The organism is Sphingomonas sp. FG14 (assembly GCF_057809675.1).
The window spans coordinates 136,967-161,852 of the sequence record NZ_JBMDKK010000008.1 but is presented as its reverse complement, the minus strand read 5'-3'; the positions used below and the strand labels follow the sequence as shown (position 1 = coordinate 161,852).

At 64.4% G+C, this 24,886-nt stretch carries 29 protein-coding genes, 1 tRNA gene and 1 pseudogene; 14 read left to right on the top strand and 17 right to left on the bottom strand.

The features are described from left to right. Positions 1-98: 98 nt before the first annotated feature. The 4 genes from ACODTA_RS20330 to ACODTA_RS20315 form a co-directional block, all read right to left on the bottom strand. Positions 99-491: a hypothetical protein gene (locus tag ACODTA_RS20330; protein ID WP_489067986.1), complete on the bottom strand. Its 393-nt coding sequence runs from the start codon at positions 489-491 to the stop codon at positions 99-101. Between the two features lie 122 nt (positions 492-613). After that, positions 614-775, bottom strand: coding sequence for a hypothetical protein (locus tag ACODTA_RS20325; RefSeq protein WP_489067984.1), 162 nt, complete (start codon positions 773-775; stop codon positions 614-616). Continuing rightward, positions 772-1,083, bottom strand: coding sequence for a hypothetical protein (locus ACODTA_RS20320; RefSeq protein WP_489067982.1), 312 nt, complete (start codon positions 1,081-1,083; stop codon positions 772-774). Before ACODTA_RS20320 ends, ACODTA_RS20325 begins: the two co-directional genes overlap by 4 nt. 484 nt (positions 1,084-1,567) lie before the next feature. After that, positions 1,568-1,717 (bottom strand): phage virion morphogenesis family protein, encoded by a 150-nt coding sequence (locus tag ACODTA_RS20315; protein ID WP_489067980.1) that lies wholly within the window; start codon positions 1,715-1,717, stop codon positions 1,568-1,570. Here ACODTA_RS20315 and ACODTA_RS20310 point away from each other — a divergent pair. The 3 genes from ACODTA_RS20310 (at position 1,716) to ACODTA_RS20300 (ending at position 3,649) form a co-directional block, all read left to right on the top strand. Continuing rightward, positions 1,716-1,952, top strand: a complete 237-nt coding sequence (locus ACODTA_RS20310) for a hypothetical protein (protein ID WP_489067978.1) — start codon at positions 1,716-1,718, stop codon at positions 1,950-1,952. The genes ACODTA_RS20315 and ACODTA_RS20310 overlap by 2 nt on opposite strands. A 240-nt stretch (positions 1,953-2,192) precedes the next feature. After that, complete coding sequence (locus tag ACODTA_RS20305) at positions 2,193-2,867, top strand: DNA adenine methylase (protein ID WP_489067994.1); 675 nt, start codon at positions 2,193-2,195, stop codon at positions 2,865-2,867. Between the two features lie 551 nt (positions 2,868-3,418). Further along, positions 3,419-3,649, top strand: a complete 231-nt coding sequence (locus ACODTA_RS20300; RefSeq protein WP_489067976.1) for a DUF6961 family protein — start codon at positions 3,419-3,421, stop codon at positions 3,647-3,649. A gap of 166 nt (positions 3,650-3,815) precedes the next feature. Here ACODTA_RS20300 and ACODTA_RS20295 read toward each other — a convergent pair whose 3' ends face one another. Continuing rightward, positions 3,816-3,986: a hypothetical protein gene (locus ACODTA_RS20295; RefSeq protein ID WP_489067974.1), complete on the bottom strand. Its 171-nt coding sequence runs from the start codon at positions 3,984-3,986 to the stop codon at positions 3,816-3,818. A 592-nt stretch (positions 3,987-4,578) separates the two neighbouring features. On the opposite strand from ACODTA_RS20295, the gene ACODTA_RS20290 reads away from it, so the two are divergent. After that, a complete protein-coding gene (locus tag ACODTA_RS20290; RefSeq protein ID WP_489067972.1) occupies positions 4,579-4,980 on the top strand; it encodes a response regulator in 402 nt (133 codons plus the stop codon). A gap of 181 nt (positions 4,981-5,161) precedes the next feature. Here ACODTA_RS20290 and ACODTA_RS20285 read toward each other — a convergent pair whose 3' ends face one another. The 3 genes and pseudogenes from ACODTA_RS20285 to ACODTA_RS20275 form a co-directional block, all read right to left on the bottom strand. Further along, a complete protein-coding gene (locus ACODTA_RS20285) occupies positions 5,162-5,860 on the bottom strand; it encodes a replication protein A (protein WP_489067970.1) in 699 nt (232 codons plus the stop codon). 22 nt (positions 5,861-5,882) lie between these two features. After that, positions 5,883-6,134: pseudogene (locus tag ACODTA_RS20280) on the bottom strand (integrase); the annotation flags it as partial. Between the two features lie 240 nt (positions 6,135-6,374). Next, a tRNA-Tyr gene (locus ACODTA_RS20275) sits at positions 6,375-6,460 on the bottom strand. A gap of 103 nt (positions 6,461-6,563) precedes the next feature. Between ACODTA_RS20275 and ACODTA_RS20270 the strand changes: the two genes are divergently transcribed. From ACODTA_RS20270 to ACODTA_RS20260, 3 genes are read left to right on the top strand one after another with little or no spacing between them, the layout of a single operon-like run. Further along, positions 6,564-8,195, top strand: a complete 1,632-nt coding sequence (locus tag ACODTA_RS20270; protein ID WP_489067968.1) for a M20/M25/M40 family metallo-hydrolase — start codon at positions 6,564-6,566, stop codon at positions 8,193-8,195. Beyond that, positions 8,195-8,938 carry a 23S rRNA (guanosine(2251)-2'-O)-methyltransferase RlmB gene (rlmB, locus tag ACODTA_RS20265; RefSeq protein WP_489067966.1) on the top strand — a complete coding sequence of 248 codons (744 nt, stop codon included), beginning with the start codon at positions 8,195-8,197 and terminating at the stop codon, positions 8,936-8,938. Before ACODTA_RS20270 ends, rlmB begins: the two co-directional genes overlap by 1 nt. Positions 8,939-8,952: 14 nt before the next feature. After that, positions 8,953-9,732, top strand: coding sequence for a hypothetical protein (locus ACODTA_RS20260; RefSeq protein ID WP_489067964.1), 780 nt, complete (start codon positions 8,953-8,955; stop codon positions 9,730-9,732). Positions 9,733-9,889: 157 nt separating this feature from the next. Here ACODTA_RS20260 and ACODTA_RS20255 read toward each other — a convergent pair whose 3' ends face one another. Then, entirely contained in the window at positions 9,890-10,207 is a 318-nt protein-coding gene (locus ACODTA_RS20255; RefSeq protein WP_489067962.1) for a 2Fe-2S iron-sulfur cluster-binding protein, read from the bottom strand. Positions 10,208-10,317: 110 nt separating this feature from the next. Between ACODTA_RS20255 and ACODTA_RS20250 the strand changes: the two genes are divergently transcribed. From ACODTA_RS20250 to ACODTA_RS20240, 3 genes are all read left to right on the top strand, one after another. Next, positions 10,318-10,944 carry a DNA-3-methyladenine glycosylase family protein gene (locus tag ACODTA_RS20250; protein WP_489067960.1) on the top strand — a complete coding sequence of 209 codons (627 nt, stop codon included), beginning with the start codon at positions 10,318-10,320 and terminating at the stop codon, positions 10,942-10,944. Positions 10,945-11,011: 67 nt separating this feature from the next. Continuing rightward, a complete protein-coding gene (locus tag ACODTA_RS20245) occupies positions 11,012-11,935 on the top strand; it encodes an AraC family transcriptional regulator (protein ID WP_489067958.1) in 924 nt (307 codons plus the stop codon). A gap of 57 nt (positions 11,936-11,992) precedes the next feature. After that, the gene (locus ACODTA_RS20240) at positions 11,993-13,978 is read left to right on the top strand and encodes a S9 family peptidase (protein WP_489067956.1); all 1,986 of its coding nucleotides are present in this window, start codon (positions 11,993-11,995) and stop codon (positions 13,976-13,978) included. A 131-nt stretch (positions 13,979-14,109) separates the two neighbouring features. On the opposite strand, the gene ACODTA_RS20235 is transcribed toward ACODTA_RS20240, so the two are convergent. Then, positions 14,110-15,270 carry an aminotransferase gene (locus ACODTA_RS20235; protein WP_489067954.1) on the bottom strand — a complete coding sequence of 387 codons (1,161 nt, stop codon included), beginning with the start codon at positions 15,268-15,270 and terminating at the stop codon, positions 14,110-14,112. Positions 15,271-15,410: 140 nt separating this feature from the next. Between ACODTA_RS20235 and mtnB the strand changes: the two genes are divergently transcribed. The 4 genes from mtnB to mtnA are packed head-to-tail and all read left to right on the top strand — an operon-like array spanning position 15,411 to position 18,231. Continuing rightward, entirely contained in the window at positions 15,411-16,043 is a 633-nt protein-coding gene (gene mtnB, locus ACODTA_RS20230) for a methylthioribulose 1-phosphate dehydratase (RefSeq protein ID WP_489067952.1), read from the top strand. After that, entirely contained in the window at positions 16,040-16,570 is a 531-nt protein-coding gene (locus tag ACODTA_RS20225; RefSeq protein WP_489067950.1) for a 1,2-dihydroxy-3-keto-5-methylthiopentene dioxygenase, read from the top strand. Before mtnB ends, ACODTA_RS20225 begins: the two co-directional genes overlap by 4 nt. Beyond that, positions 16,571-17,206 carry an acireductone synthase gene (gene mtnC, locus ACODTA_RS20220; RefSeq protein ID WP_489067948.1) on the top strand — a complete coding sequence of 212 codons (636 nt, stop codon included), beginning with the start codon at positions 16,571-16,573 and terminating at the stop codon, positions 17,204-17,206. It abuts the gene before it with no gap. Continuing rightward, positions 17,203-18,231 (top strand): S-methyl-5-thioribose-1-phosphate isomerase, encoded by a 1,029-nt coding sequence (gene mtnA, locus ACODTA_RS20215; RefSeq protein WP_489067946.1) that lies wholly within the window; start codon positions 17,203-17,205, stop codon positions 18,229-18,231. Before mtnC ends, mtnA begins: the two co-directional genes overlap by 4 nt. A 118-nt stretch (positions 18,232-18,349) precedes the next feature. Here the strand turns inward: mtnA and ACODTA_RS20210 are convergent, their stop codons facing one another. From ACODTA_RS20210 to ACODTA_RS20180, 7 genes are all read right to left on the bottom strand, one after another. Next, on the bottom strand, positions 18,350-19,030 hold the full coding sequence (locus ACODTA_RS20210; protein WP_489067944.1) for a response regulator transcription factor: 681 nt from the start codon (positions 19,028-19,030) through the stop codon (positions 18,350-18,352). A 354-nt stretch (positions 19,031-19,384) separates the two neighbouring features. Next, positions 19,385-20,266, bottom strand: coding sequence for a flagellar motor protein MotB (locus ACODTA_RS20205; RefSeq protein ID WP_489067942.1), 882 nt, complete (start codon positions 20,264-20,266; stop codon positions 19,385-19,387). A gap of 1 nt (position 20,267) precedes the next feature. Continuing rightward, a complete protein-coding gene (gene motA, locus ACODTA_RS20200) occupies positions 20,268-21,131 on the bottom strand; it encodes a flagellar motor stator protein MotA (protein WP_489067940.1) in 864 nt (287 codons plus the stop codon). Between the two features lie 117 nt (positions 21,132-21,248). Further along, positions 21,249-22,163 (bottom strand): flagellin N-terminal helical domain-containing protein, encoded by a 915-nt coding sequence (locus ACODTA_RS20195; protein ID WP_489067938.1) that lies wholly within the window; start codon positions 22,161-22,163, stop codon positions 21,249-21,251. An 8-nt stretch (positions 22,164-22,171) separates the two neighbouring features. Continuing rightward, complete coding sequence (flgK, locus tag ACODTA_RS20190) at positions 22,172-23,500, bottom strand: flagellar hook-associated protein FlgK (RefSeq protein ID WP_489067936.1); 1,329 nt, start codon at positions 23,498-23,500, stop codon at positions 22,172-22,174. Continuing rightward, entirely contained in the window at positions 23,497-23,781 is a 285-nt protein-coding gene (locus tag ACODTA_RS20185) for a rod-binding protein (RefSeq protein WP_489067934.1), read from the bottom strand. The genes flgK and ACODTA_RS20185 overlap by 4 nt, the downstream gene beginning before the upstream one ends. Then, positions 23,778-24,881 (bottom strand): flagellar basal body P-ring protein FlgI, encoded by a 1,104-nt coding sequence (locus ACODTA_RS20180; protein ID WP_489067932.1) that lies wholly within the window; start codon positions 24,879-24,881, stop codon positions 23,778-23,780. Before ACODTA_RS20180 ends, ACODTA_RS20185 begins: the two co-directional genes overlap by 4 nt. Positions 24,882-24,886: the final 5 nt, after the last annotated feature.

Here is a 24,886-nt window from a genome sequence, read left to right as displayed (position 1 = left end):
GCCAGACCGCTTCATCGTCAATCCGATCCACCAAATGCCGGGACTGAACACCTAGGACGCGCTGAACGCGCCGGGAATTTCGAGCTTTAGCTTCGTCGTCAACCCGCCGTCCTTGGCGTGGTGTGGGTGATCTCCGCGACCATCCAATCCTTGCCCTCGATCACCGGGTTCAGGCCGGTCAGCTTGACAGGCTGCTCCGGCACCACGTCCAGACGGCCGAGCCCGAGCGACACGTCGAACGCCACCTCGTCGCGCTTGGCGCGCTTCGATGCCGCCTCGGCCGCCTGACGCGCCTTTTCCTCACTGTGATAGACGCGGCGCAGGCGGCGCGGATCGCCCTTGGCATCGCCGCCGCCAACCTTCATCGTCTTTCGCTCGGCCGCGTCCTGGTCGACATAGCGCGCCTCCACGCCGGCGTCGGCCGATCGCTCGTACTCGCTGTAGCTATAGGGCGGCGACAGATCGGAGCGACGCAGCTCGAGGACGGGCAACTCCTTGCCGCCGACGCTCTTTCCCTTGCCGATCGGCGCGAGCAGCAGCTTGCCATCCTTGACGGTCGCGACGGCGTCGTGCTCGCGGCCGTCCCTTCATGATGTTGGAGCGAATGCAATGGTCAGGAGCGTGGCTGGTCGCGCCTTGCCTGAGCAATTGCATCGCTGAGCTTTGAGTAGCGATAATCTTTGCAATGATACTGATCGGCCGGGACGCGCGTGATGCCGTAAAGAGCCATCTGCTCGGCTGCTGTAGCTTCATCGAGGCCGGAGCGACTGTTCACGATCGTTGCTCCTGCGTCTGAAAGCTGGCGCGCAAGGCATCGAGCTTGGCCTTTTGCTGGCGCAGGACACGCGAACGATGAGCATAGGTGTTGTAACGCGTTCCGACTTTTCCATTGGCAAAATCGCTGGCCAAAGTGCCTTCCATGGCATTCACTTTGGCCTCGAACACCTCAACATCATCAGCTGAAATAGTGCGGGACGCGCTCGTGCTGCTTGGACTCGCCACACGCCCGCCTTCATTCTCCCAATTCTCCTCGCGCACCGATCGGGAGGCATCACGGCGTGCGGCGCTGGAAACCCGGATCATTGTAAGATCGAGCAGAAGAAGCGCTCTGCCTGTGTTGCTAATGCTACTGGATAAAAGGACATCGTTCGTCTCCATCGGCGAGCGGGAGCACGAACTATCTCTCAGCCACACTCATGCCCGAGGCATCCGGAGTGCGATGGAGCTGATATGGGGTATGAAATGCGAATTACCATGGGTGACAGGCGTTTTAATAATCACCAAGCAATTCGCCGATGCCCGGGATTTTCAGCGCATTTCCACTCGCACGGACTATGGTTCAGCATGTCCATAGGGCCCCATAGCTTCCGCTGACCGGCATCACCTGACGGATATCACGCACTAGCGCCACCTGGACACGATTGAAGGTATTACTGCTTGGTCGGTTTATCTCAGACGCACGTCCGGTTTCGGCGTGAGCCGAGGTTCACCCGGCAACCGACGAACGGCTAGAGCTGGTCGGAACCCACCAGACCGGGCTCGCCCCAATCGCCGTCACCGACGACAATTAATTTCCAGTCTGCGCGATCACCTTGTCGAGCACACGCGCGCTATCTTCGGGCGCGAGTCCGATCACCGGACGCTCCGGATAGGTCACCGCCGGTGAGCTCGGATCCCGCGTCACGGTATCGCACAAGCCGTATTGATGGACGCGCATGATGCGCGCCATGGCGCCGGCGTATGCAATCGTCGTGGGGTTTGGGAGAACCTTGAACACACAAGACGAAATTCAATATCTTAAACGACGTGCAAAACAGGAACATCGTCTTGCTGATTATGCGGACTGTCCATTAGCCAAACAGGCGCATTTAGAGCTGGCAGCCGGTTACGAGGCTCGAATCTACGTGCTCGAAAAGGCTGCGAAGCGCCCGGCCATGCGCTGGGGCGTTTGAGGTCAGCTATAAGCTACAGAGGCCGGTTTCGTGACGGCAGCACGACCATGAATTATCTCTACGTGTTGTAATTGACGGCGCTACAACTGCCGCAAATTGAAGTTCGCCGAAGTTCGTCGGAGCGGGCTCGGGCGCGCTGCAACCCGCACCGACGACGAGAGCAAGCTCGCCATGACCAGTCCGGCCGAACAGGCCAATCCCGCACCCGCGCAACGGGCGGGGCTCTTGGAGTGTGCTTTCATGAATTTTTCGTCAACGGCGCCGGCGAAGCCGGTTAGCCCTGAAGCTGGCTATATCGGCGGCAAGCGCAACCTGGCCGGCAGAATCGTGCCGATCATCGAGCGAACGCCACATCGCGCCTATGCGGAGCCGTTTGTCGGTATGGGCGGTATCTTTCTGCGCCGGCGCCAGCGCGCTCGGTGCGAATTCATCAACGACATATCGGGCGATGTCGCGACGTTTTTCCGGGTCCTCCAGGAGGCGTATCCCTATTTCATCGACGTGCTCAAATGGCGGATCGCCAGCCGAGCCGAGTTCGAACGGCTGCTCGGCCAGGACCCTTCACGCCTGATCGACCTGCACCGTGCCGCGCGTTTCCTGTATCTGCAGCGACTGGCGTTTGGTGGGAAGGTCAATGGCCGCACGTTTGGAGTCGACAAGAGAGCGTCGGCGCGGTTCAGCGTGTCGAAGCTGGAACCCATCCTTGCAGATATTCATGCGCGCCTGGACGGCGTCGTGATCGAGCAGCTGCAGCGGATCCGCGGACGGTTCATCTTGTCGTTGAACGATACGCCAGGCGCGCGCGAGTGCTTCGGCCGCTTCATCATCGCCGGCGTTGAGACGACCTACACGATCGGCGCCGGTGCCACGAAGCCTGCTGGCGAACTGATCGTCTCCAATTTCGACCTGGAGTGACCGGCCACTCGTTATCGCCCGGCTGGGGAAAGGCTTTCTCGACCCAGTTCGGGCGATCCTGCGGTTTGGTGCGATCGATGGAGGAGAGGTCGCACTTGTGCCGCGCCAAACGAGTTGAACAGGCCGGACACTAATGTTCGCCGCTGCTCAAGAGCCCAACGAGCAATGGCGATCCGGGCCTGGATCTGGTATGAAGGGGGCATCGTTGAGCCCGATCAAGCACGTCAGCGACTGAGGGCATCTGTAACGCTCCCGCTTGACGCTGGTGAGGCGCATCTGCGCCGCCGAATTGACGGAGCACATGATGCAGAAGCGACAAGTCCATATGGGCGATCTTCTATGCGCATGCGGGGCCAAAGGCCTGACGCGGTGGTCGCAGAACAAGAGCCCCGCTCGCGCCGGGGGCAAGGTTGCGGCAGTCGTGCTTTCGCTCGTCGGCCGGTTCACGCTTACGCGGAATCGCGGCGATCTCCCTCCCATCTACCGTTGCAGCCATTGTGGCCGCACCTCATCGGCCAGACCGCACGCCGTATCGGACGATGGATACAGCAATGACGCCTGAACCAGGGCGCGACAAAGAAGAAATGACCGCCGAGCATGAGCGTTGGGCCTTAGCGGCCAAGCTACTGGATGTGCATGGCACCGCCATCGGCGATTTCATCAAACACCGCGTCGACGATCTCACGGATATGGGCAACCTGAAAGGCCTGCGATTTTGGCACGACATCGCAGCGAAGCTCGTGCAGCTGATCGAACCGGCGGAAGGCTCAAGGCATCAGTGACATGCTCATTCGCCGGTGGTTCCGGCCTCGTCCATCTCAGAGGCCAGGATCTCATAACCCTCCGCAAAACGGAGCATTCGGGCGCGTATCTCATCGGAAACCCTGCCGCGCGCAGCTTCGCGGCACTGGTTCGATCGCATTCGCCAATAGGCCGCGTCGGGCGTGATCACAGGGGGTTGATTTCGAGCGCGCCCGCTTCCGCCCGGAGGGCGTCAACGCGAAGGCCGTAAGCTTTCGCCATGCCGATATGGGAAGCCTTGCTGGACACGCATTTCGCCTGATCGGCGCGCATCAGCGATATCTGATGGCGCGAATAGAAATAGTTGAGGTCTTCCATGAGACTGCTCCTGGCTTACAAGCGGGAGCACTGTCGGTCTCTCAGGCACGCGGTGCTTGGGCAGGATCCGCGCGATGCATATTCATACCGCACATCAGAGAAAATAGCGAATCGCCCGGCGAAAACATTTCGATCATCCAATGAGTTCGAGCAGTTGTTGGCCTTGCTGCCCGCCCCTGCCGAGATCCGGGAACAAGGGCAGGACCTCACTTCGGCAGCTCGCGACCGGGGCGGCGGCGATCGACGCGATCATGATCCATTCGACCTGCCAGTCGAAATCTAGCGCCTGGCGATCATCGCCTGAGATGCGAACCGTGGCCGCGCGATGGCCGCAGCCAGGTGCGGCGCGTCGCGCTTGCCCCCGCGCCTCGCCTGCGGGCTTTTTGGGTCAGATGCACGATCCTTTGGCATACCCCAATGCGGCCGGGCCAAATGAAATGCTCTGAGGCGTCGCGTCGTTGCAACTTGTTGCACGCCAGCCCCTCGAGGTGCCGAGGCACGGGAGAATTTTTTTGGCACGGAACCAATACGGTTAATCTAGGTTAAATCGGCATCTCGTGGACATCCGCTGCGGGCATCTAGGGGAAAATTAGTGACTCAGCCGGCGATTCTGGTCGTCGAGGATGAACCCATCCTTCGACTAAACGCGATCGACATTCTTGAATCCGAGGGATTCGAAGCTTTAGAAGCCGAGAACGCCGATGCGGCCATCGCCATCCTGACGGCTCGTCCTGACATTCAGCTGCTTTTCACCGACATCGAAATGCCGGGATCAATGGACGGATTACAGCTTGCCGCTTTCGTCCGCGATCGATGGCCTTCAATTCATATTATCCTAACCTCGGGACGTGGCCCGATCGACCTGTCCGGGGTGCCAACCGGATGCCTATTTTACAGGAAGCCACAGGTTTGGCCGACCGTGATCGACAGCATGAGGCGTTTGACCGCAGATAGCGGAGGTGGCGCTGGCCCTCTGCCCGTCATGCCGATTTGATGTCGCCGCTCAGGAATTCGACCAAAACGTGCCAGCGGAAATCGCTTGCTCCCCCGGGGAGCACCCGCGGGCGCGAGCCCGCGTTCGGCGGCCGTGCCACGACCGTCGTTTGAGTGAGTCATTGGGGGCTGTGCAGGTGGATCCATCAAATAGCGCAACGCGAAGCGCTTCCTTTAAATCTCTATGCCGGATTCTGGCCCCTTGGTGAACTCGCGCTCAGATCTTCGATCCCCTCGCCCATGCGGGCGAGGATCTCGGCGAGGTGAGGATCGTTGACGCGGGCTGCCATTCGCTCGCGCATCGGCAGGGACTCAATCATCTCCTCCAGCTCGGCCGCCTCGGCCGCTCGCCTGGTCACATCGTCATCGGGCGGCGGGGCCGCTCCCATAACCTGCTTCACCCAATCGGCCGCACGTTTGGGCAAGCCGAACCAGCAGGCATTGGTGATCTGGCGTACCTGAGGGCGTTGTCCCTCATTGTCGGTCGGCTCGGTACGACGGATCCAGTTGAGGAAGCCATGGGCCTTCAATCGCGCCAGGGCGCGTACGACGGCCGCCCTCGAGCGCTTGATACGCGACATGATGGTAGCAATCGAGGGATCGAGCCGGCCGGTTTTGAAGTCGACCATTCTGTAAAGCCCGCGAAGCACCTCAAACCCGATATGCCCGAGCGGGCCGTTGTGCTTGCCCGCCTCCTTGTGGCTCCGATCAAAATGCTCCGCAGCTTTCAGGCGCGCGCCGATCTCCCGTTTGTTGATCGGACGCCAGTGCCGATGCTCGCGCTCGCCGGCATGGTAGCTGTTCCGTCGGACGGGCTGGAAAGTCCGACGAACCTTCTTCGCCGTGCCAGCGAGAATGTCATCTATCGAACGCCCGGTCATGCGCGGATCTCGCGCGCGCGCTTCAGCTCCTGAAGCGCTTGAGCAGGCTGGAGGCTGGTGGGAAGCCGTCGAACAGCATATCGGCCCATTCCTGCGCGATCTCGCGCCGGCGCGGCATGTATGCCGCATGATTGTATGCGCCCTCGACGTTGTCGGGCACGTGCGCGAGCATCAGATCGATAATCACCCGATCGAGCGCACGCCCTTGCAGTTCCGCGCGTTCGTTCATGATCGTCGAGAAGGTCGCCCTCCAGCCATGGGGAACATGTCGGCCGCGCACAGGCCCCGAGCGTCGGCTAGTTTGTGAGGTTTCTCTTATCCCTTGGCATTCCGGCAGTGAATGTCGGTCAGCAAGCGATGCCCCCATTTGGCGAAACCGGTGCCCCGAAAATGCCCCCCACATTGGGGGCGCTGGATGGGGATCCGATGAGACAAGCTGAGGCGGCTATAGGTGCGTAAACACCTAGAAAAAAGCCCCTTTCGGGACTGGTTGAGATAGCTTGAGATTGAGTTTTGGTGGACAGGGCTGGATTCGAACCAGCGTACGCTCACGCGGGCAGATTTACAGTCTGCTGCCTTTAACCACTCGGCCACCTGTCCAGGGTGCCTGACGTCAGGAAGGCGGCTCAATGACGAAAGGGGGCTTGCCTGTCAACCGTGCCGCGGCCTACCGGTCGCACATTCACGAGGGAGATCCCGTTTCATGCGTCATGTTCTTGCCGCACTGCTGCTCGCATCCGTCGCCGCCGTCCCGGCAAATGCCCAGAAATCCGCGTCCGACAAAGGCGCATCCGCCGAAACCGGCCGGATCATCGACGAAGGGCTCAATCACAGCGAGGTGATGCAGACCGCCCAATATCTTACCGACCGCATCGGCGGACGGATGACCAACTCGCCCGCGATGCGCGAAGCCGAGAAATGGACGCAGGAAGAATTCCGCCGTTACGGCCTGTCGAACGTGCGCGCCGACCCCTTCGAATTCGGGCGTGGCTGGTCGATCGTGTCGTCGAGCGTGCGGATGACGAGTCCGCGCCCCATCGCCCTGACGGCAATTCCCGTGGCCTGGACGCCGGGCACCAACGGTGCGGTCAGCGCGGAGGTGATCGTCGCGCCGCTGAGGAAGGCGCGCGATTTCGACACGTGGCGCGGCAAGCTGGCGGGCAAGATCGTGCTCATAACCCTGCCCGACAACGGATCCGAGCTCGAAACCGCGCCGTTCCGCCGGCTCTCGTCCGATGATCTCGGCAAGCTCGATAAATTCGAGCAACCCAAATATACTCCCGATTCGGTCGAAAGCGACCTGAAGCAAGCGCGTTTCGCGCGCGAGATGGACGCGTTCCTGAAGCAGGAGGGCGCGCTCGCCTGGGTCCGCATGGCCTATCGCGACGGCAAGCTCGTCCATGGCGCGGGCAGCGTCGCGTTCCGCACCGGCCAGACCCCGGCGGTGCCGGGCATCGAACTGGCGGCGGAGGATTATCGCCGCCTCGCCCGTCTGGCGAAGGCTGGGCCCGCGCCGGTGGTCTCGATCGACAGCCAGGTGAAATGGCATGACGAGGATCTGAACGCCTATAATATCCTGGCCGATATCCCGGGCAGCGATCCTGCGGCCGGCTATGTGATGGCGGGTGCGCATCTCGACAGCTGGGTCGCCGGTGACGGCGCGACCGACAATGCGGCTGGCAGTGCCGTGATCATGGAAGCGGCGCGCATCCTGGCCAAGCTGGGCGTGCGGCCGAAGCGCACCATCCGCTTCGCGCTGTGGAGCGGCGAGGAACAGGGGCTGCGCGGATCGCTCGCCTATGTCGGCAAATATCTCGCGAATTTCCCGCCCATCGCACAGGGCGGCATCAACACGCGCGAGGAAGCGATCCTGCTGCGCCAGGCCTGGCCGATCACGCCCAAGGCCGGGCACAAGGATCTTGCCGCCTATTTCAACATGGACAATGGCTCCGGCCGGTTCCGCGGCGTTTACGCAGAGAACAACCCTGCGGTGGTGCCGATTTTCAAGGAATGGCTGGCGCCCTTCGCCAGCATGGGCGCGAACACTGTGGCGATCGGCAAGACCGGCGCGACCGACCATGTCTATATGCAATATGTCGGCCTGCCCGGCTTCCAGTTCATCCAGGATCCGCTGGATTACGGATCGCGCACCCATCATTCCAGCGTCGACACGTTCGACCATCTGAAGCCGGAGGATCTGCGGCAGAATGCGGTGATCCTGGCGAGCATGCTGCTCAACGCCGCCAACCGCGCCGAACAATTGCCGCGCCCGCCCTTCCCGACCAAACCCACGCCGACCGATCCGTTCGGCTATCGCGACGACAGGGACGACTGATGAGCCGCCGTGGTCACCGCCCGTCCCAGCCCGCGCATGGCCGTCCGCGCCTGTGGGGCCGTCACGCCGTGCTCGCCGCACTGGCCAATCCCGAACGAACCGTGCGCAAGCTGTGGGGCACGCGCGACGCGCTGACCCGGCTGGAGCTGCCTCCAGTGATTCCCGTCACCTATTGCGATGTCGCCGATCTCGGCCGGCTGGTGCCTTCGGACGCGCCGCACCAGGGGCTGGTGGCCGAGGTCGATCCGCTGGAAGACATCTGGCTGGGCGACCTGCTGGAGCAGAATGCAGAGGGCACACAGCCTTTGGTGGTGCTCGATCAGGTGACCGATCCGCACAATGTCGGCGCGATCCTGCGTTCGGCGGCGGCGTTCGGCGCGATCGGCATCGTCACCCAGGATCGGCACAGCCCGCCCGAATCGGGCACGGTCGCGCGCGCCGCATCGGGCGCGCTCGAACTCGTGCCCTGGGTGCGCGTGGTCAATCTGGCCCGCGCGCTCGACGAGATCGCGGAGGCTGGATTCTGGCGCATCGGACTGACCGGCGAAGCGAGCGACACGCTTGCCGATGCGATGGGCACCGCGCGCATCGCATTGGTGCTGGGCGCCGAGGGCGAAGGGCTGCGCTTCAACACCCAGGCGCATTGCGACATGCTTGCGCGGCTGCCGATCAGTCCTAAGGTGGAAAGCCTCAACGTGTCGAACGCGGCGGCAATCTCGCTCTATGCGGTCGCGACACGCTGACGATGGGGGATCCTATGACGGTTTACCGCTTCGGCCGGCTCGCGCTGGCGCTGTGCGCGCCCCTGTTGCTGCTCGGCTGCATCCTGACGCCGGGCAAGTTCACGTCGACCTTGTCGATCAATGCGGATCGCAGTTTCGCCTTCACCTACAAGGGCGAAGTGATCGCGGTCGACATGGCGAACGAGATGTCGAAGGGGCTCAATTCAGGCTCCAGCGACAGCGATTCCGAATCGATCGAGGAAACCGATCCCGAGAAGAAGGACAGCCTGTTCACCCCGACGGCGCTGCAACAGGACGAAAAAGCCGACGAGAAGGCCGAGGCCGCCAAGTCGAAGGCCGAAACCGAAGCCAAGAACCGCGCGATCGCGGAGGCACTATCGAAGGAAGCGGGCTATCGCTCGGTCCAATATGTCGGTGATGGCAAGTTCATCATCGACTATGCGATCAAGGGCACGCTCGACCACAATTTCGTCTATCCCTACAATGTCGACGCGGAAATCATCTTTCCCTTCATCGCCGTGGAGCTGCGCGCCAACGGCGCGGTGCGCATGAAGGCGCCGGCCTTCGGCAACGAGAAGAATGGCGGCGACAAGTCGATGGGCATGGGCGGCATGGGCGAGGACAAGGCGTCCAGGCTACGCGAAGGCACCTTCACGCTTGACACCGATGCCGAGATCATCAGCCAGAACAACGAGGACGGTGTTCAGACGATCAACGGCCGCAAGACCATCGTCTGGAAAGTCACGCCGCTCAGCCAGTCCGCGCCGACGGCGGTGCTGAAGATGGCGAAATAGGGGGTTCGGCAGGAGTCGCCCGACTCGTGGAGCGCCCATCAGCCGTTCGGGCTGAGCCTGTCGAAGCCCTGTCCTTCTTCTCGCATCGAGTCAGAAGAAAAAGGGGCAGGGCTTCGACAGGCTCAGCCCGAAGGGGTTTCATAGTGCGCCGGAGCGCTCAATCCTCGGCGGCGATGGTGATGCGCAGGCCGTCGAGATCGTCGCCGAAGGTGAGCTGGCACGAAAGCCGCGACGTCTCGTCACGGTGATCGGAGCTGTCGAGCAGGTCGTTCTCGTCCTCGCTCATCGCCGGCAGCTTGTCGGCGAATGCGGGATCGACATGGACATGGCAGGTCGCGCACGAGCAGCAGCCGCCGCACAGCGCCAGCAATTCGTCGAAGCCGGCATCGCGGATCACTTCCATCACCGACAGTCCGGATTCACCCTCGACCGTCCGTTCAGACCCATCCCGTGTCACGACGACCAGTTGCGGCATCTCAATCTCCCTTGCGTTCCCGCTGGGCTAATAGGGCGTACAGTCCGCAAATCAAGCGTCCAGGCGCGACAGGGCTGTTCAGCATGGTCGCCATGCGGCATGAGAACAAAATGGGACTTTCACAGGAACAGATCATCCGATCGATCGACGCCATCGCCGCGATCGAGCCGGGCTTCGCCACGGCGTTAGGCCGGGTCGGCTATCCCGAACCGCGCATCCGCGCACGCGGATACGACACGCTGCTGCGCACGATCGTCGGCCAGCAGGTGAGCGTGAAGGCCGCCTCGGCGGTCTGGAGCCGGCTGGAAGAAGCGCTGGGCGCGGGCTGCGATCCGGCGGCGCTGCTCGCCAGTGATTTCGACACGCTGCGCGGCTGCGGGCTCTCCCGTCAGAAACAGGGCTATGCGCGCAGCCTGGCCGAACTGGTCGTTTCGGGCGGGATCGATCTCCACGCGCTTCCGGAAGACGACGAGGCGGCCATAGCCACGCTCACGCGAATCAAGGGCATCGGGCGCTGGTCCGCTGAAATCTACCTGCTGTTCGCGGAAGGCCGGCCGGACATCTGGCCGGCGGGCGATCTGGCCGTCCAGATCGAGACCGGGCGGATCCTGGGGCTCAAAGCGCGGCCGAGCGAAGCGCTCACCCGCGAGCTGGCGGAACGCTGGCGGCCGCATCGCGGCGCGGCGGCCATCATGACCTGGCACCACTACAACAGCGACATGGGCATTCCGGTCTGACGGACCAGACGCGCGAGCATGAGAAACTCGCTTGCATCACCGATGGTTAGCATCAATCCTGATCCCGATGAGCCGGTTGATCGACAGGGATTCGCAGGCGGAGACAGCTCCGTCGCACGATGTGCGTTTCGCGCGCCCCTGCGCCGCGCTCGCGGACTGCCTGGCCGGCTATCACAGCTATGACATCCGCCTTCCGGCAGGGGAGGCGCGGGAGGAGGTCTTCTTTCCCGCCTGGGCCAATATCCGCTTCAAGCTCTCCGGGAACGACTGGGCAATGCGCTATGGTGAAACCCGGATCGACCCCATTCCCATGCCGGCGCTTTTCGGGCCGACATCCTGCGCCGGCTTCGCGGAGTTTTCGGGCGGCCATATGTTCGGCGTGGGCATCACGCCGGTCGGCTGGGCGCGGCTGATCGGCGGCGACGCCAGCCGCTTCACCGATGCGATCGTTCCGCTGGAAATCGTGCTGGGCGTGGATGCCGCGACACTCGACGAACGGATCGCGGCGAACGCCGGCGATTTCGAGGCGATGGTCGAGATACTGGAGACCTATCTGCTCGCCCGGCTGGCGCGATCGCGCCCCGCCACCGCCGAACTTGCCCGCATCATGGACCTGCTCAACAATCCGGGCATCGAGAGCGTCGAGCAGGCGGCTGAACGGCTGGCCATGCCGGTCTGGCAGTTCACCCGGCTGTGCCGCCGCAATTTCGGCTTCGCGCCCAAAAGGCTGATGCGCCGCGCACGCTTCCTGCGAACGCTGATGACGCTGCGCGAACCGTCGCCGCTGCCATGGACCGAACGGATCGAGGAAAGCTATCATGACCAGTCACATTTCATCCGCGACTGCCATGATTTCCTGGGCATGGCGCCCGGCCAGTTCCTCGCCCGCGCCCAGCCCGTGGCCAACACCTCCTTCGCCGAACGCACACGCGTTCTGGGCGCCCCCGCCCAGGCGCTGCAGCGCACGTCGGACGACGACATGAAGGACTGACCGAGATCGTACCGCGCGACCTTGTCGATGCGCCCGATCGCTCTATCTGATCTTGCGATGGCCGATACCGACACCCCCTCGCCTGCCGCCGCTGTCGAAGCCGCGGCCCCGCTCATCGAACGCGCCAAGCTGTTCGGCAATCCAAGCCGGGCGGCGGGCACGCTCAGCCCGGATGGCAACTGGCTGAGCTGGATCGCGCCGCGCGACGGCGTGCTCAATATCTGGATCGCGCCATCGACCGACCTGGCGGATGCAAAGCCGATCACGGCGGAAAAGCTCCGCCCGATCCGCGAGCATTTCTGGGCGCCGGACAGCCGTTCGGTGCTCTATATCCAGGACAAGGGCGGCGACGAGAATTACCTGCTCTACGGCGTCGATGTCGCGACGGGCGTCGAAACCAACCTCACCCCGTTCGAGAATACGCGGGTGATGCTGGTCGGCTCCTCGGTCACCATCAAGGACCGCATCCTGATCGGCCTCAACAATCGCGATCCGCACTGGCACGACATCCACAGCCTGGACCTCAACAGCGGCGCATTGACCGAATTGATCCGGGGCGACGGCTTTGCCGGTTTCCTGGCCGACGATACACTGACGCTGCGGCTGGCGGTCGGCCCCAATGAAGCCGGTGGCATGGATTATTTCCGGGTCGCCAACGGCGTGGTGGAAGACGAGCCCGTCGCATCGGCAGGGCTGGAGGATGCGCTGACCACCAGCCCGGCCGGCTTCACCACCGACGGCACGACGCTCTACTGGATCGACAGCCGGGGCCGAAACACCGCGGCGCTGATCGCGCAGGACGTCGCGTCCGGCGACAGCGTGGTCATCGCGGAGGATGCGCGCGCCGATATCGGCGGCGTGCTCTCCGATCCGAAGACCGGTGTGATCCAGGCCTATTCGGTCGATTATCTCACCACCGAATGGACGGCGATCGATGCCGGGATCGGTGCGGATCTCGCCTTCCTGCAGGCGCGGCTGCCCGGCAAGATCGCGGTCACCTCACGCACCGAAGTCGACGATAAATGGACTGTCGCGCACGACGCCGTCACCGCGTCGCCGGCGGTCTATCTCTACGACCGGATCGCGAAGACGCTCGACCAACTCTATGTCAGCCGACCCGAGCTCGAAGGCGCGCCGCTCGTCGCGATGCACCCGCGCGAAGTTCCCGCACGCGACGGACTGGCGCTGGTTTCCTATCTCTCGCTACCGCCGGGCAGCGACACCGACGGCGACGGACGGCCCGATGCCCCGCTACCGATGATATTGCTCGTTCATGGCGGGCCGTGGGCGCGCGACGCCTATGGCTACAACCCCTATCACCAATGGCTCGCCAATCGCGGCTATGCCGTGCTTTCGGTCAATTTCCGGGGCTCGACCGGCTTCGGCAAGGCCTTCATCTCAGCCGCCGACCTGCAATGGGGCCGCAAGATGCATGACGACCTGCTCGACGCGGTCGCCTGGGCCGAGCGACAGGGCATCGCGCTGCCGGGCAAGACCGCGATCATGGGCGGCAGCTATGGCGGCTATGCGACGCTGGCTGGCCTCGCCTTCACGCCCGATACCTTCGCCTGCGGCGTCGATATCGTCGGGCCATCGAACCTGGAGACATTGCTGGCGACAATCCCTCCCTATTGGGAAGCGGCACGCCAGCAATTCCACCAGCGCATGGGCAATCCCGAAACCCCGGACGGTCTGGCGATGCTCAAGGAGCGTTCGCCGCTCCACAAGGCGGGGGACATCCGCAAGCCGCTGCTGATCGGGCAGGGCGCCAACGATCCGCGCGTCAACCAGGCGGAATCGGACCAGATCGTCACCGCGATGAAGGGACACGGCATTCCCGTCACCTATGTGCTGTTCCCCGACGAAGGCCATGGCTTCGCCCGACCCGAGAACAACATCGCGTTCAACGCGATCACGGAGAATTTCCTGCAAGCTTGCCTGGGCGGCCGCGCCGAGCCGATCGGCGGCACGGTGAAGGCGTCAAGCGCGCAGGTGCCCGAGGGCGCAGTATTCACGCCGGGCCTGGAAGACGCGCTGAAGTAAAGATCCTCCCTGAAGGGCAGAGGAACCGGCGACCGCAGGTCGACGGTGGAGGGGCAGGCGACGCCAGTCGCCGCTACGCGGCGCACCCCTCCACCATGCTTCGCATGGTCCCCCTCCCCTGCAGGGAGGATTTACTCTGCGAATCTTTTCCGGGCTTCGGTCATCCGTGAGATGCCCGCGTCGATCGTCTCGTCGCGCTTGGCGAAGCAGAGCCGCGCGACAGAGGCCACCGGATTTTCCGCGTAAAAGGCCGAAACCGGGATCGCCGCCACACCACCTTCACGCACCAGCATCTGGCAGAATGTCTCGTCGTCCATATGGATGCCCGATCCGGGCAGGTCGATGGAGAGGAAATAGGTGCCCTGGCTGGGGAGCACAGACCATCCGGCCGCGGACAATCCGGCGGTCAGCCGGTCACGCGAGCGCGCGAGTTCCGCGCGCATGTCGACGAAATAATCCTCGTCCTTGCCCAGGCCGTAAGCGACGGCGGCCTGAAGGCTGGGCGGCGTGGTGAAGGTGAGGAACTGATGCGCCTTCGCCAGCACGCGCGTCAGCGCGGGTGCCGCGACCATCCAGCCGACCTTCCAGCCGGTGACCGAGAAGATCTTGCCCCCCGATCCGATCTTGACGGTGCGTTCGCGCATGCCCGGCTGCGCCATGATCGGCTGATGGGCGCGACCGTCGAAGATCACATGTTCCCAGACCTCGTCGCTGACGACGATCGCGTCATGACGGACAACCCATTCTGAGAGCAGCGCCAGATCCTCGTCCGGCCAGACACTGGCCGTGGGATTGACCGGATTGTTGATGACGACGAGCCGGGTCTTGTCGCTGAACGCCTCCTCCAGCGCGGCTTCGGTCAGCCGCCATTCGGGCGGCTGGAGGCGAACGAAGCGGGGAATGCCGCCCGCGCGAAGCACCAGCGGCAGATAGGCGTCGTACATCGGCTGGATCAGCACGACCTCGTCGCCCGGCGAGACCAGCGCCAGGATCGCGGCTGCCAGCGCCTCGGTCGCCCCCGACGTGACCGTTATTTCGCTCTGCCAGTCGAGATCGAGGCCCTGGTGACGCCCGTAATGATCGGCGACGGCCTTGCGCAATTCGGGCAACCCCGCCATCGGCGGATACTGGTTCGACATGCTGGTCAGCGCATCCGCGGCGGCGCGCACCACATCGGGCGGACCGTTCGAATCGGGAAAGCCCTGGCCGAGGTTGATCGCCCCGGTTTCACGGGCAAGGCCGGACATGACCTCGAAAATGGTGGTGGGCATGGAAGCGTAGAGCGGATTCATGGGCTCTGTTTGCGGCAGAGCAGCGCTTGGGTCCACCCAAAACCCGTTTGGACCAGGCCCGTCGAACTCCTGCCTTTTCTTTTGTCGCGGAAAGAAGGACAGGGTTTCGACAGGCTCAGCCCGAACGGTAGAATGAAGCGATGGCAACCGTCTCCTTCCCAGAAGCACGCCGAACGATCGTGGCGGTCGGCCGCTGGCTCGATTCGAAGGGCTGGGCGCCCGCGACCGCCGGCAATTATTCGATGCGGCTGGACGACGGCAGCGTCGCGATCACCGTTTCGGGCCGCCACAAGGGCCGGCTGAGCGAAGACGATGTTATGCGCGTCGATCTGGCGGGCGCATCGCTCGACGGCAAGAAGCCGTCCGCCGAAACCGCGCTGCATCTGGCCATCTATCGCGACTTTCCCGAAGCCGGCGCGGTGCTGCACAGCCATTCGCCCCAGGCCGTCGGGCTCAGCCGCGCCTTTCCCGCCGCCAGCGGCTGGACGCTCGCGCAGCATGAGATGCTGAAGGTCTATCCGGGCAATACGACGCACGATCTGAGCCGCATCCTGCCGATCGTCGACAACAGCCAGGACATGGCGGTGATCGACGCGGCGATCGCACCGCGCCTGCTGGACGCCGATGCACTGCCCGCCTATCTCATTCGCGGGCACGGGCTTTACGGCTGGGGTGCCGACATGGCGGAAGCCGAGCGCGTGATCGAGGCGACCGAATGGCTGATCGCCGCCGAACTGGCGGAGATTGGCTTCGGGAACGGGAGCAAGGCATGAGCAATCTCCAGATCTTCGCCGAAAGCGGCGAATTGCTGTCCGAAATCGGCGATGGCGATGCGATCGCGCAAGCGCTCGACGAGATCGCCGTAGGTTTCGAACGCTGGCCGACGCGCGAAACCGACGGCGACATCCTCGCCGCCTATGCGCCCGAGATCGATCGATTGAAGGCCGAGGGCGGATACCAGTCGGTCGATACGATCAGCCTGGGGCCGGACCATCCCGATCGCGACGTCCTGCGCGCCAAATTCCTGTCCGAACATATCCATGCCGAGGACGAAGTGCGCTTCTTCGTCGCGGGCGAAGGGCTGTTCACGCTTCACAGCCATGGCCGGGTGTTCAATATATTATGCACCCAGGGAGACCTGATCCGCGTGCCCGCCGGCACCAGGCACTGGTTCGACATGGGGCCGCGGCCCAGCTTTACCGCGATCCGACTGTTCATCAATCCCGAGGGCTGGGTGGCGCACTTCACCGGCGACGACATCGCCGCGCGCTTCCCGCGCCACGAACCGGTGGCCGCCTGAATGACCAGGGCCGTGCTGACCGATATCGAGGGAACGACGAGCAGCATCGCGTTCGTCACCGATACGCTGTTTCCCTATGCCAAGGCCAATCTGCGCGATTTCGTCGAGAGAAATCCCGAGATTTCCGAGCCGCTGCTCGACGCGGTCCGCGCCGAGGAACCGGGCGATCCCGTCGAGACGCTGCTGCGCTGGATCGACGAGGATCGCAAGGCGACGCCGCTCAAGACGCTGCAAGGACTGATCTGGGCGGAAGGCTATGCGGACGGCACGCTGAAAGGCCATGTCTATCGCGACGCCGCCGACGCGCTGAAGCGCTGGCATGATGCCGGCATCGCGCTCCACATCTATTCCTCCGGCTCGATCGCGGCGCAGAAGCTGATCTTCGGCCACAGCAACGAAGGCGATCTGACGCCACTGTTCTCGGGCTATTTCGACACGACCAGCGGCCCCAAGAAAGAGGCTGGATCCTACAGGATCATCGCGCGAGCGATCGGCGAAGCACCCGGCGACATCCTGTTCCTGTCCGACAATATCCAGGAAATCGACGCGGCGCGCGAAGCGGGCATGCAGGCGATCCATATCGATCGCGAGACCGGCGGCGGAGAGATGGCGAGCTTCGCGGGGATCGAGCTGTGAAGCTGGAGGGCGCGCATCACCGATCGATCCAGCGGACGGCCGATGGTCGCGGCGCGCTGATCCTGGATCAGCGCAAGCTGCCCTGGACGATCGAATGGGTGGAATTGCGCAGCGCCGGGCAAGCGGCGGTCGCGATCCGCGACATGTGGACGCGCGGCGCCCCGCTGATCGGCGCCACCGCCGCCTATGGCCTGGCAATGGCGCTGGCCGAGGATCCCGACGGACTGGATGTGGCGCACGCGCTGCTGCTCGCCACGCGGCCGACCGCCGTCAATCTGCGCTGGGCGCTCGATACGGTCGCCGACGCGGTGCGTGCGCTGCCCGCAGGCGAGCGGGCCGAGGCGGCGTTCGCGAAGGCCGATGCGATCTGCGACGAGGATGTCGCGCTGTGCCGCGCGATCGGCGAGCATGGCCTGGCGCTGCTGCGCGAGCTGCACGCTCGGCATCCCGACCGCCCGGTCAATATCCTGACCCATTGCAATGCCGGCTGGCTGGCGACCGTCGACTATGGCACCGCGACCGCACCCATCTATCTGGCGCACGAAGCGGGCATTCCCGTCCATGTCTGGGTGGACGAGACGCGCCCGCGCAACCAGGGCGCGCTGCTCACCGCGTTCGAGCTTGCCGGCCACGGCGTGCCGCACACCGTGATCGCCGACAATGCCGGCGGCCTGCTGATGATGCGCGGTCAGGTCGATGCGGTGATCGTCGGCACCGACCGGGTGACCGCCAATGGCGACGTCTGCAACAAGATCGGCACCTATCTGAAGGCGCTGGCCGCGCATGACAGCGCCGTGCCCTTCTATGTCGCGCTGCCCTACACGACCTTCGACCCCCATATGCCATCGGGCGCGGACGTGCCGATCGAGGAGCGCGACCCGAGCGAGCTTACCTCATTGTCGGACGGCGAAGCGAGTGTCCGCGTGACGGGGTCCCCTGCCTATAACCCGGCCTTCGACGTGACGCCGGCACGACTGGTGACCGGTTACATCACCGAAACCGGCGTGAAGGACCGCATCGGCTGAGCCCAGCCGTCATGCCAGCAAATCGGGCACACGGACCCGCCCGGCATTTGCGCGAAGCTGCGTATACCGAAAGCCGATGATCGGTCATCCGTGCGTGCGGATCTTAGGGAGCCCTGCCTCAGGCGACCGCGAGCAGCTCGGGCTGGTCGCGATGGCTCATCCAGATGCTGATCGCCTCGGCGATCGAATTGGCTTCCAGGCGCTGGCGGATGCGCCGGCGGAACATCTCCACGGTACGCGGGCTCAGTTCCATGCGGTGTGCGATCTGCTTGGTGGCGAGGCCGGCCGCGAGCAGCCGCAGCACTTCGCGCTCGCGTGCGCTCAGCGCGTCGATGCGCGTGCGATGGGCATTGCCCGCCACCTGCGCGACTTCCTGTTCGCGCGCGCGGGCGGCGGCCTCGCGGATCTGCTCGCGCGTTTCCTGCACCGGATGGCGCTTGTTGACGAAATCGATGGCGCCGGCGCGCATGGCGTTGACGACGATCTTGATCGACGGTGACGATGCCGCCGCGACGATCATCGTGTGCGCCGCCTGGCTCCGGATCTGCGCGATCGCGTCGAACACGCCGTCGCTGCCATGATCGAGATCGAAGATCACGCAGTTCGCGCGCTCCTGATCGAAATGTTCGCGCCAGCGCGCCGGGCTGGCCGGCGTCAATGTCGGCAGATGGTGGTCGCGCAGTTCCTGCGCGAGCGACGTTGCCCATTCGCGATCTTGAGTCACGATCGTGGTCTGCACTTCGCTCGCCAATCCGAGCGACTGGACCACTGCCGCGCCGATCAACCCCGCGGCGCCCATCAGTTGGTGACCAAACGGAATCTGCGGCGCGCAACGCCGGATATCACGCAGGAAACGCCATCGCGGCGTCGCGAGAAAATCAGCACTTAGCCCCCCACAGGCCAGAGCGACCCCAAAGCCCCCCACAGGCTCAAGCTGCCGCAACCCCTGCTTCCCATTTCGGGACATACAGAGATTTCCCGATTTGAGTCATATCCGCAAAAAATGCAACGGGAAATTGCACACCAAATCTGGTGCTTATGTGAATATGGCGTCTCGACGCCCATCGCATCGGCCTGAATTGGCCAGGTCTGCAAGTCCGGGCACGGGTTCGCTCACCAGTTGCAGACCGGCATGGGACGATGGCGAACAGCCCTAGTCCGCGATGGTGATGGAGATCCGACGGTTCCTGGGGTCAGTCGGCGTCTTCACGATCAGCGGCTCGCGATCGGCGACGCCTTCGATCCGGCGGAAGCGCGGCTCGAGCACGCCGAAGCGCATCAGCGTCTGGCGCGTCGCCTCCGCGCGGCCCGAGGACAGCGACCAGTTGCTCGCCACCTGGCCGCGCCGCCAGGGCAGCGAATCGGTATGGCCGCGAATGGTCAGCGCACCGCTTTCGTCCTTCACCGCATCGCCGATGATGCGCAGCAGTTCCACCGCCTCGGGCACCAGCACGGTGGTGCCGAGCTGGAACATCGAGAAGTCGGCATCGTCGACCAGGTCGATGCGGATGCCCTCGCGCGTCTGGACGAAGCGGATCTGGCTGGCCAGCCGCTTGAGCTTCTCCTGCGTCTCGACGCGCTGGGTCACGCGCTGGCGCAATTCGTTGAGCTTGAGCGCCTTCTGCTCGGGCGTCGGCCCCTGGGCGATCTTGCGATCCTCGGTCGCGCCTTCGCGCGGGCCGCCGGTGGTATCGCGCGGAATGGTGATCGATCGCGTGCCCGTCTGAGAGGCGCGGTGCGGATAATTGTCGGCCGAGGTGATCGAATCGCCGCCAAACATGCCGTTGCTGCCCGCGCTCTGCTCGCGCATCTTGACGAGCGTCGGCGAGAAATAGTCGGCGATGCCCTTGCGCTGGTTCTCGTTGGTGGCGCCGAGGAGCCACAGCAACAGGAAGAACGCCATCATCGCGGTCACGAAATCGGCATAGGCGACCTTCCAGGCGCCGCCATGATGACCGCCGCCGCCGGCGACGATGATCTTCTTGACGATGATGGGCGGGGGAAGGTTCGAGCCCTTCTTGGCCTTGGTTGTCACCTCAGCGGCTCCTCAGCCCGTCGAGCATCTCGGAGAGGCCGGGGCGGAAGGCGTGGCTGAGGCCGGAGCGCGCGGCTTCGACAACCAGCGGCTGGGGATAATTGTGGAGCGATGCGATGACGATCTGCTTCACCGCGTGGAAGATCTGCTCATCGGCGTCGGCGACCTGCTTCAATCGGGTCGCGAGCGGGCCGACGATGCCATAGGCGAGCAGAACGCCCAGAAAGGTGCCGACCAGCGCCGAACCGATCATGCCGCCCAGCACCGCCGGGGGCTTGTCGATCGAGCCCATGGTCTTCACCACGCCGAGCACGGCAGCGACGATGCCGAGCGCGGGCAACGCGTCCGACAGCGACTGGAGCGTGTGGACGGGTTCCTGCATCTCGTGGAAATGCGTCTTCATCGCATTGTCCATCACGTCCTCGACGGCATGGACCTCCAACGTGCCGGAAGAGACCACGATCAGCGTCAGCGTGTCGCAGATCAGCGCGACCAGCGCGTCATTGGCGAGGATACGCGGATATTCGGCGAAGATCGCGGAGGATTTGGGATCCTGGACGTGCGATTCCATCGCCACCGGCCCCTCGGTGCGCAGCATCCGCATCAGCTTGGATGTCAGCAGCATCGCATCGATGTGATCCTGCTTGTTGTGCTTCGGCCCCTTGAAGACCTTGCCGAGGCCGCTTCCCAGCGCCTTCAGCTCGTGCATCGAATTGCCCGTGATCAACGCGCCGGCAGCGGCGCCGCCGATGATCAGCATTTCGTGCGGGATCGCTTCCATCACCGGGCCAAGCGCGCCACCGGTGATGGTGAAGCCGCCAAAGACCATGACGATCAGAACGACAATGCCGATGGCTACGAACATGCTTCCCCCGGGATGGCCGATGCGCGGCCAGAACTTTGAACGGTCCGCCCGACAAGGAGCGGCACTTGTTAGAACGGCATGGTCAGCGCCTTGTTAACCTCGACAAGGCGCTAAAATTCACCGGAGATAATCGAACAGCGACAGGCTGGAGAGCTTGGTGAAGCTGGCCTGGCTGGCCTCGAGCACCGTCATCATCTCCTGCAATTCGGCGATCGCCGTCGGCAGGTCGGTCGCGCCCAGCCGGGTCTGGTCGGCGGCGCGGACTTCGCCGCGTTCGGTGGCGAGCGATGTGGCGAGTTCGACGCGCGCCTGGCGCGCGCCGATGATGGCATGGCCGGTGCCGATCGCGCCGAGCCCCGCCTTCAGGCTGTTGAGCGCGGCGCTGGCGTCGCTCGCGCCCGTCGCGGCGCCGGACTGGAGCGAGGTGGCGAGATTGTGGACAACGGTGAGCAGATCAGTGTCGGTGCCGTCGACCGAGAAATTGAGGAATTCAGGGCCGGTGAGGCTGCGCGCGACGGTGATCCCCTCACCCACGTCGAGCTCGCCTAGCGTGGTATTGCCCGCATAGCTGGCGGTGCCGTCGGCGGCGACCACATAGGCGGGGCCATTGGCGGTGCCGGCGAAGAGCGGCTGGCCGGTGGAATCCTTTCCGTTCAGGATCGCGACCATGCTCTTGTGGATCTGGGCGATCTCCTCGCCGTTGATCTTGCGCTGCGCATCGTTGAGCGTGCCGTTCGCCGACTGGGTCGCGAGTTCCTGGACGCGGATCACGAGATTGCCGAGTTCGGTCAACGCCTGATCGGCCAGCGCCATGTCCGAATTGGCGATCGCGGCATTGGTCTTGTGGACGGCGGCCAGCGTATCCTGGTGATCGAGCTGACGCAGTTGCCGCGCAGCGACCGCATCGTCCGAGCCGCGCTGCAGTTTCTGCTCGGTCGCGATCTGGGTCTGCAGCTTCTCGGCGCGCGCGCGCAACGACGACAGGCTGCCGATCGAGCGATTGTAGAATCCGTCGGTGCCGATGCTGGTCATGGTCAGCCTCAGTTGATCGAGATGATGGAGTCGAAGAGATCCTTCGCCACCTGCATGATCCGGCCCGACGCCTGGAATGCCTGCTGGAAGCGGAGAAGATTGGCGGCCTCGTCGTCAAGGCTGACGCCCGCCTGCGTGGCGAGCGCGCCTTCCGCGCCGCTAGCGATCACGCCGAGCGCGTCACGCGTCACCGACCGCCCCGCGACCGCCGCACTGGTATCGTTGAGCAACGCGTCGAACTTGCGCAACGCATTGCTGCCGTCGATCGCGGCGATCATCGTGTCGAGATTGCCGGTGTTGCGGCTGTCCGCTCCCGCACCCGCCGGCGCCGTGGCGATCGCGCCGCCCGTCGTGGCAACCACGGTGATGTTGCCCGCGCCGGTGCCACCGAACAGCGGCTGGCCGGCGCTGCCGTCGAGTGCGACGCCAGAGGCCTGCGCGCCGTTGACCGCGCCGATGATGGTGGCGGCGACATCGTCAAGCCGCGCACGCGCGTCGTTGACCTGGGTCAGACCCGATGCGGTGCCCGCAAGCGATCCCGAGACGACCGCGACGCCAGTGCCCCCGACATCGAAGGCGAGCGATCCGTCAGCCGCGACGCCGACACCCACCGTCGATGCGCCATCGGGCGTGACGAGCGCGACGCCGCCCAGGCTGACCTCGGCGGTGCGATGCGCGCCGATCGTCACCGAGACGCCGGCGATCTCGCTCATCGATTTCAGGAGTGAATCGCGCTTGTCGAGCAAGGCGGCCTGATCGCTGCTGCCCTCGGTCGAGCGGATGAGCCGCGTGTTGATCTTGGCGAGATCGGCGGAAAGCTGGTTGAGTTTGCTGACGCCGTCCGCGGCATCCGCCTGCAGCGCCGTCCTGGCCGAATCGAGGCCGCCCGCCGCCGCGTTCAGCGCGTCGGCGACGGTCTGGGCATTTTCCAGCACAACCGCACGGAGCGCGGGATTGGTCGGATCTGCCTTCAATCCCTGCAGGCTCGCCGAGAATTTGGAGATCGCCGACGAGACGCCGGGCTGCTCCAGCGCACTCTCGATATTGGAAAGCGCGCCCACTTCAGCATTGGCGCGCGCCAGATCGCTGCCGGTGCGGCGCACTTCGGCCAAGCGGAACTCGTCGGCGTTGCGCACGATACCCGAAACGCGCACGCCGTGAAGCGAGACGTCGTTCTGGGTGTAGAGCATGCCGCTGCCGGAGACCTCGGCCATCGCGACCGAGCGGCGGACATAGCCGTCGGTGCCGGCATTGGCGATGTTCTGCGCGGTGACATCGAGCGCGATCCGCGCGGCGCTGGCGCCGCTGCGCGCGATCGAGATGAGATCGGAGCTCATGGCGTGTTACCGCCGATCTGGCGCGAGAGCTGCTGCTCGATCGTGCGCGCCAGACCCAGTCCGCCATTTTCGGAGACGATGTCGGCCAGCCGCGAATCCTGCATCGACTGGAACTGTTCGACGGCGCTGTTGTCGAACAGCCCGTCGGCCAGTTTCGCCTTGTGCGCGGCGGCGAGCATCTGCCGGACGAAAATCGCCTCGAACTGCTGCGCAGCCTTGCCAAGCTGGGCCTTCTGATCCGCCGGCCTGGATGCGAGGGGAAGGGAATTGGCGATCTTCATATCACGATCAACTCCGCCTTGAGCGATCCCGCCTGCTTGAGCGCTTCGAGGATCGCGACCAGATCGGGAGGGCTGACGCCCAGCTTGTTGAGCGAATCCACGATCGACGACAGCGACGGACCGGGATTGAGCACGGCCAGGTGATTGTTGCTCTGTTCCACCGAGATGGTGCTGTTTTCCTGCACCGCGGTCTCGCCACGCGAGAATGGCGCGGGCTGCACGACCTGCGGCGCTTCATCGATATGGATGACGAGCTTGCCATGGCTGACCGCCGCCGGCGCCAGACGCACGGCGCTGCTGATCACCACGGTGCCGCTACGGCTGTTGACGATCACGCGCGCGGGCGCTTCGGCCGGCGTGACGTCGAGCATCTCGATCGCCGCCATCATCGCGCCGCGCGTATTGGCCCCCGCCGGCAGCGCGAGCGAGACGGTGACCGCGTCCTCGAGCGTGGCGATGGGGCCGAATTTCTGGTTGATCGCGTCGCGGATGCGCTGCGCGGTCAGGAAATCGGCTTCGTTGAGGTTGAAGCGCAGCGCTTCGCGCGTATCGAAGCCCGTCGCCACCGCGCGCTCGACCGTGGCGCCAAGCGGGATGCGGCCGACCGTCGGCACGTTGACCGACAGTTTCGATCCGTCGCGCGCGGAAACGCCGAGACCGCCGACGACGAGATTGCCCTGCGCCATCGCATAGATCTGCCCGTCGGCGCCCATCAGCGGCGACAATACCAGCGATCCGCCACGCAGCGACTTCGCCTTGCCCAGCGCCGATATCGTGATGTCGATGCGCTGGCCGGGCTTCGAGAAAGCCGGAAGATCGGCGGTGATCATCACCGCCGCCGCGTTCTTCAGCCCCGGTTGCACGCCCGGCGGCAATTGCAGGCCGAGCCGGTTCGTCACGCCCTTCACCGCCTGCGCGGTATATTCGAGATTGTCGTCGCCCGTACCTTCGAGCCCGACGACCACGCCATAACCGACGAGCTGGTTGGTCCGCACCCCCTGGAAGCTGCCGAGATCACGCACGCGTTCGGCATGCGCCGGCGCGGCAGGAAGGATCGCAACGGCGAGAAGTGCGAGAAGAAGCTTCGGCAGACGGGTCATGGCGT

Bases quoted from the DNA above. Each gene is read 5' to 3' on its own strand.
- ACODTA_RS20180 (WP_489067932.1), bottom strand. From the start codon at position 24,881: ATGACCCGTCTGCCGAAGCTTCTTCTCGCACTTCTCGCCGTTGCGATC.
- ACODTA_RS20225 (WP_489067950.1), top strand. From the start codon at position 16,040: ATGAGCAATCTCCAGATCTTCGCCGAAAGCGGCGAATTGCTGTCCGAA.
- ACODTA_RS20185 (WP_489067934.1), bottom strand. From the start codon at position 23,781: ATGAAGATCGCCAATTCCCTTCCCCTCGCATCCAGGCCGGCGGATCAG.
- mtnB (WP_489067952.1), top strand. From the start codon at position 15,411: ATGGCAACCGTCTCCTTCCCAGAAGCACGCCGAACGATCGTGGCGGTC.
- motA (WP_489067940.1), bottom strand. From the start codon at position 21,131: ATGTTCGTAGCCATCGGCATTGTCGTTCTGATCGTCATGGTCTTTGGC.
- ACODTA_RS20260 (WP_489067964.1), top strand. From the start codon at position 8,953: ATGACGGTTTACCGCTTCGGCCGGCTCGCGCTGGCGCTGTGCGCGCCC.
- flgK (WP_489067936.1), bottom strand. From the start codon at position 23,500: ATGAGCTCCGATCTCATCTCGATCGCGCGCAGCGGCGCCAGCGCCGCG.
- ACODTA_RS20310 (WP_489067978.1), top strand. From the start codon at position 1,716: ATGATGCGCGCCATGGCGCCGGCGTATGCAATCGTCGTGGGGTTTGGG.
- mtnC (WP_489067948.1), top strand. From the start codon at position 16,571: ATGACCAGGGCCGTGCTGACCGATATCGAGGGAACGACGAGCAGCATC.
- ACODTA_RS20195 (WP_489067938.1), bottom strand. From the start codon at position 22,163: ATGACCAGCATCGGCACCGACGGATTCTACAATCGCTCGATCGGCAGC.
- ACODTA_RS20270 (WP_489067968.1), top strand. From the start codon at position 6,564: ATGCGTCATGTTCTTGCCGCACTGCTGCTCGCATCCGTCGCCGCCGTC.
- ACODTA_RS20250 (WP_489067960.1), top strand. From the start codon at position 10,318: ATGGGACTTTCACAGGAACAGATCATCCGATCGATCGACGCCATCGCC.
- ACODTA_RS20285 (WP_489067970.1), bottom strand. From the start codon at position 5,860: ATGACCGGGCGTTCGATAGATGACATTCTCGCTGGCACGGCGAAGAAG.
- ACODTA_RS20245 (WP_489067958.1), top strand. From the start codon at position 11,012: ATGAGCCGGTTGATCGACAGGGATTCGCAGGCGGAGACAGCTCCGTCG.
- ACODTA_RS20300 (WP_489067976.1), top strand. From the start codon at position 3,419: ATGACGCCTGAACCAGGGCGCGACAAAGAAGAAATGACCGCCGAGCAT.
- ACODTA_RS20305 (WP_489067994.1), top strand. From the start codon at position 2,193: ATGAATTTTTCGTCAACGGCGCCGGCGAAGCCGGTTAGCCCTGAAGCT.
- ACODTA_RS20235 (WP_489067954.1), bottom strand. From the start codon at position 15,270: ATGAATCCGCTCTACGCTTCCATGCCCACCACCATTTTCGAGGTCATG.
- ACODTA_RS20240 (WP_489067956.1), top strand. From the start codon at position 11,993: ATGGCCGATACCGACACCCCCTCGCCTGCCGCCGCTGTCGAAGCCGCG.
- ACODTA_RS20315 (WP_489067980.1), bottom strand. From the start codon at position 1,717: ATGCGCGTCCATCAATACGGCTTGTGCGATACCGTGACGCGGGATCCG.
- ACODTA_RS20255 (WP_489067962.1), bottom strand. From the start codon at position 10,207: ATGCCGCAACTGGTCGTCGTGACACGGGATGGGTCTGAACGGACGGTC.
- ACODTA_RS20295 (WP_489067974.1), bottom strand. From the start codon at position 3,986: ATGGAAGACCTCAACTATTTCTATTCGCGCCATCAGATATCGCTGATG.
- ACODTA_RS20320 (WP_489067982.1), bottom strand. From the start codon at position 1,083: ATGATCCGGGTTTCCAGCGCCGCACGCCGTGATGCCTCCCGATCGGTG.
- rlmB (WP_489067966.1), top strand. From the start codon at position 8,195: ATGAGCCGCCGTGGTCACCGCCCGTCCCAGCCCGCGCATGGCCGTCCG.
- ACODTA_RS20210 (WP_489067944.1), bottom strand. From the start codon at position 19,030: ATGGGCGCCGCGGGGTTGATCGGCGCGGCAGTGGTCCAGTCGCTCGGA.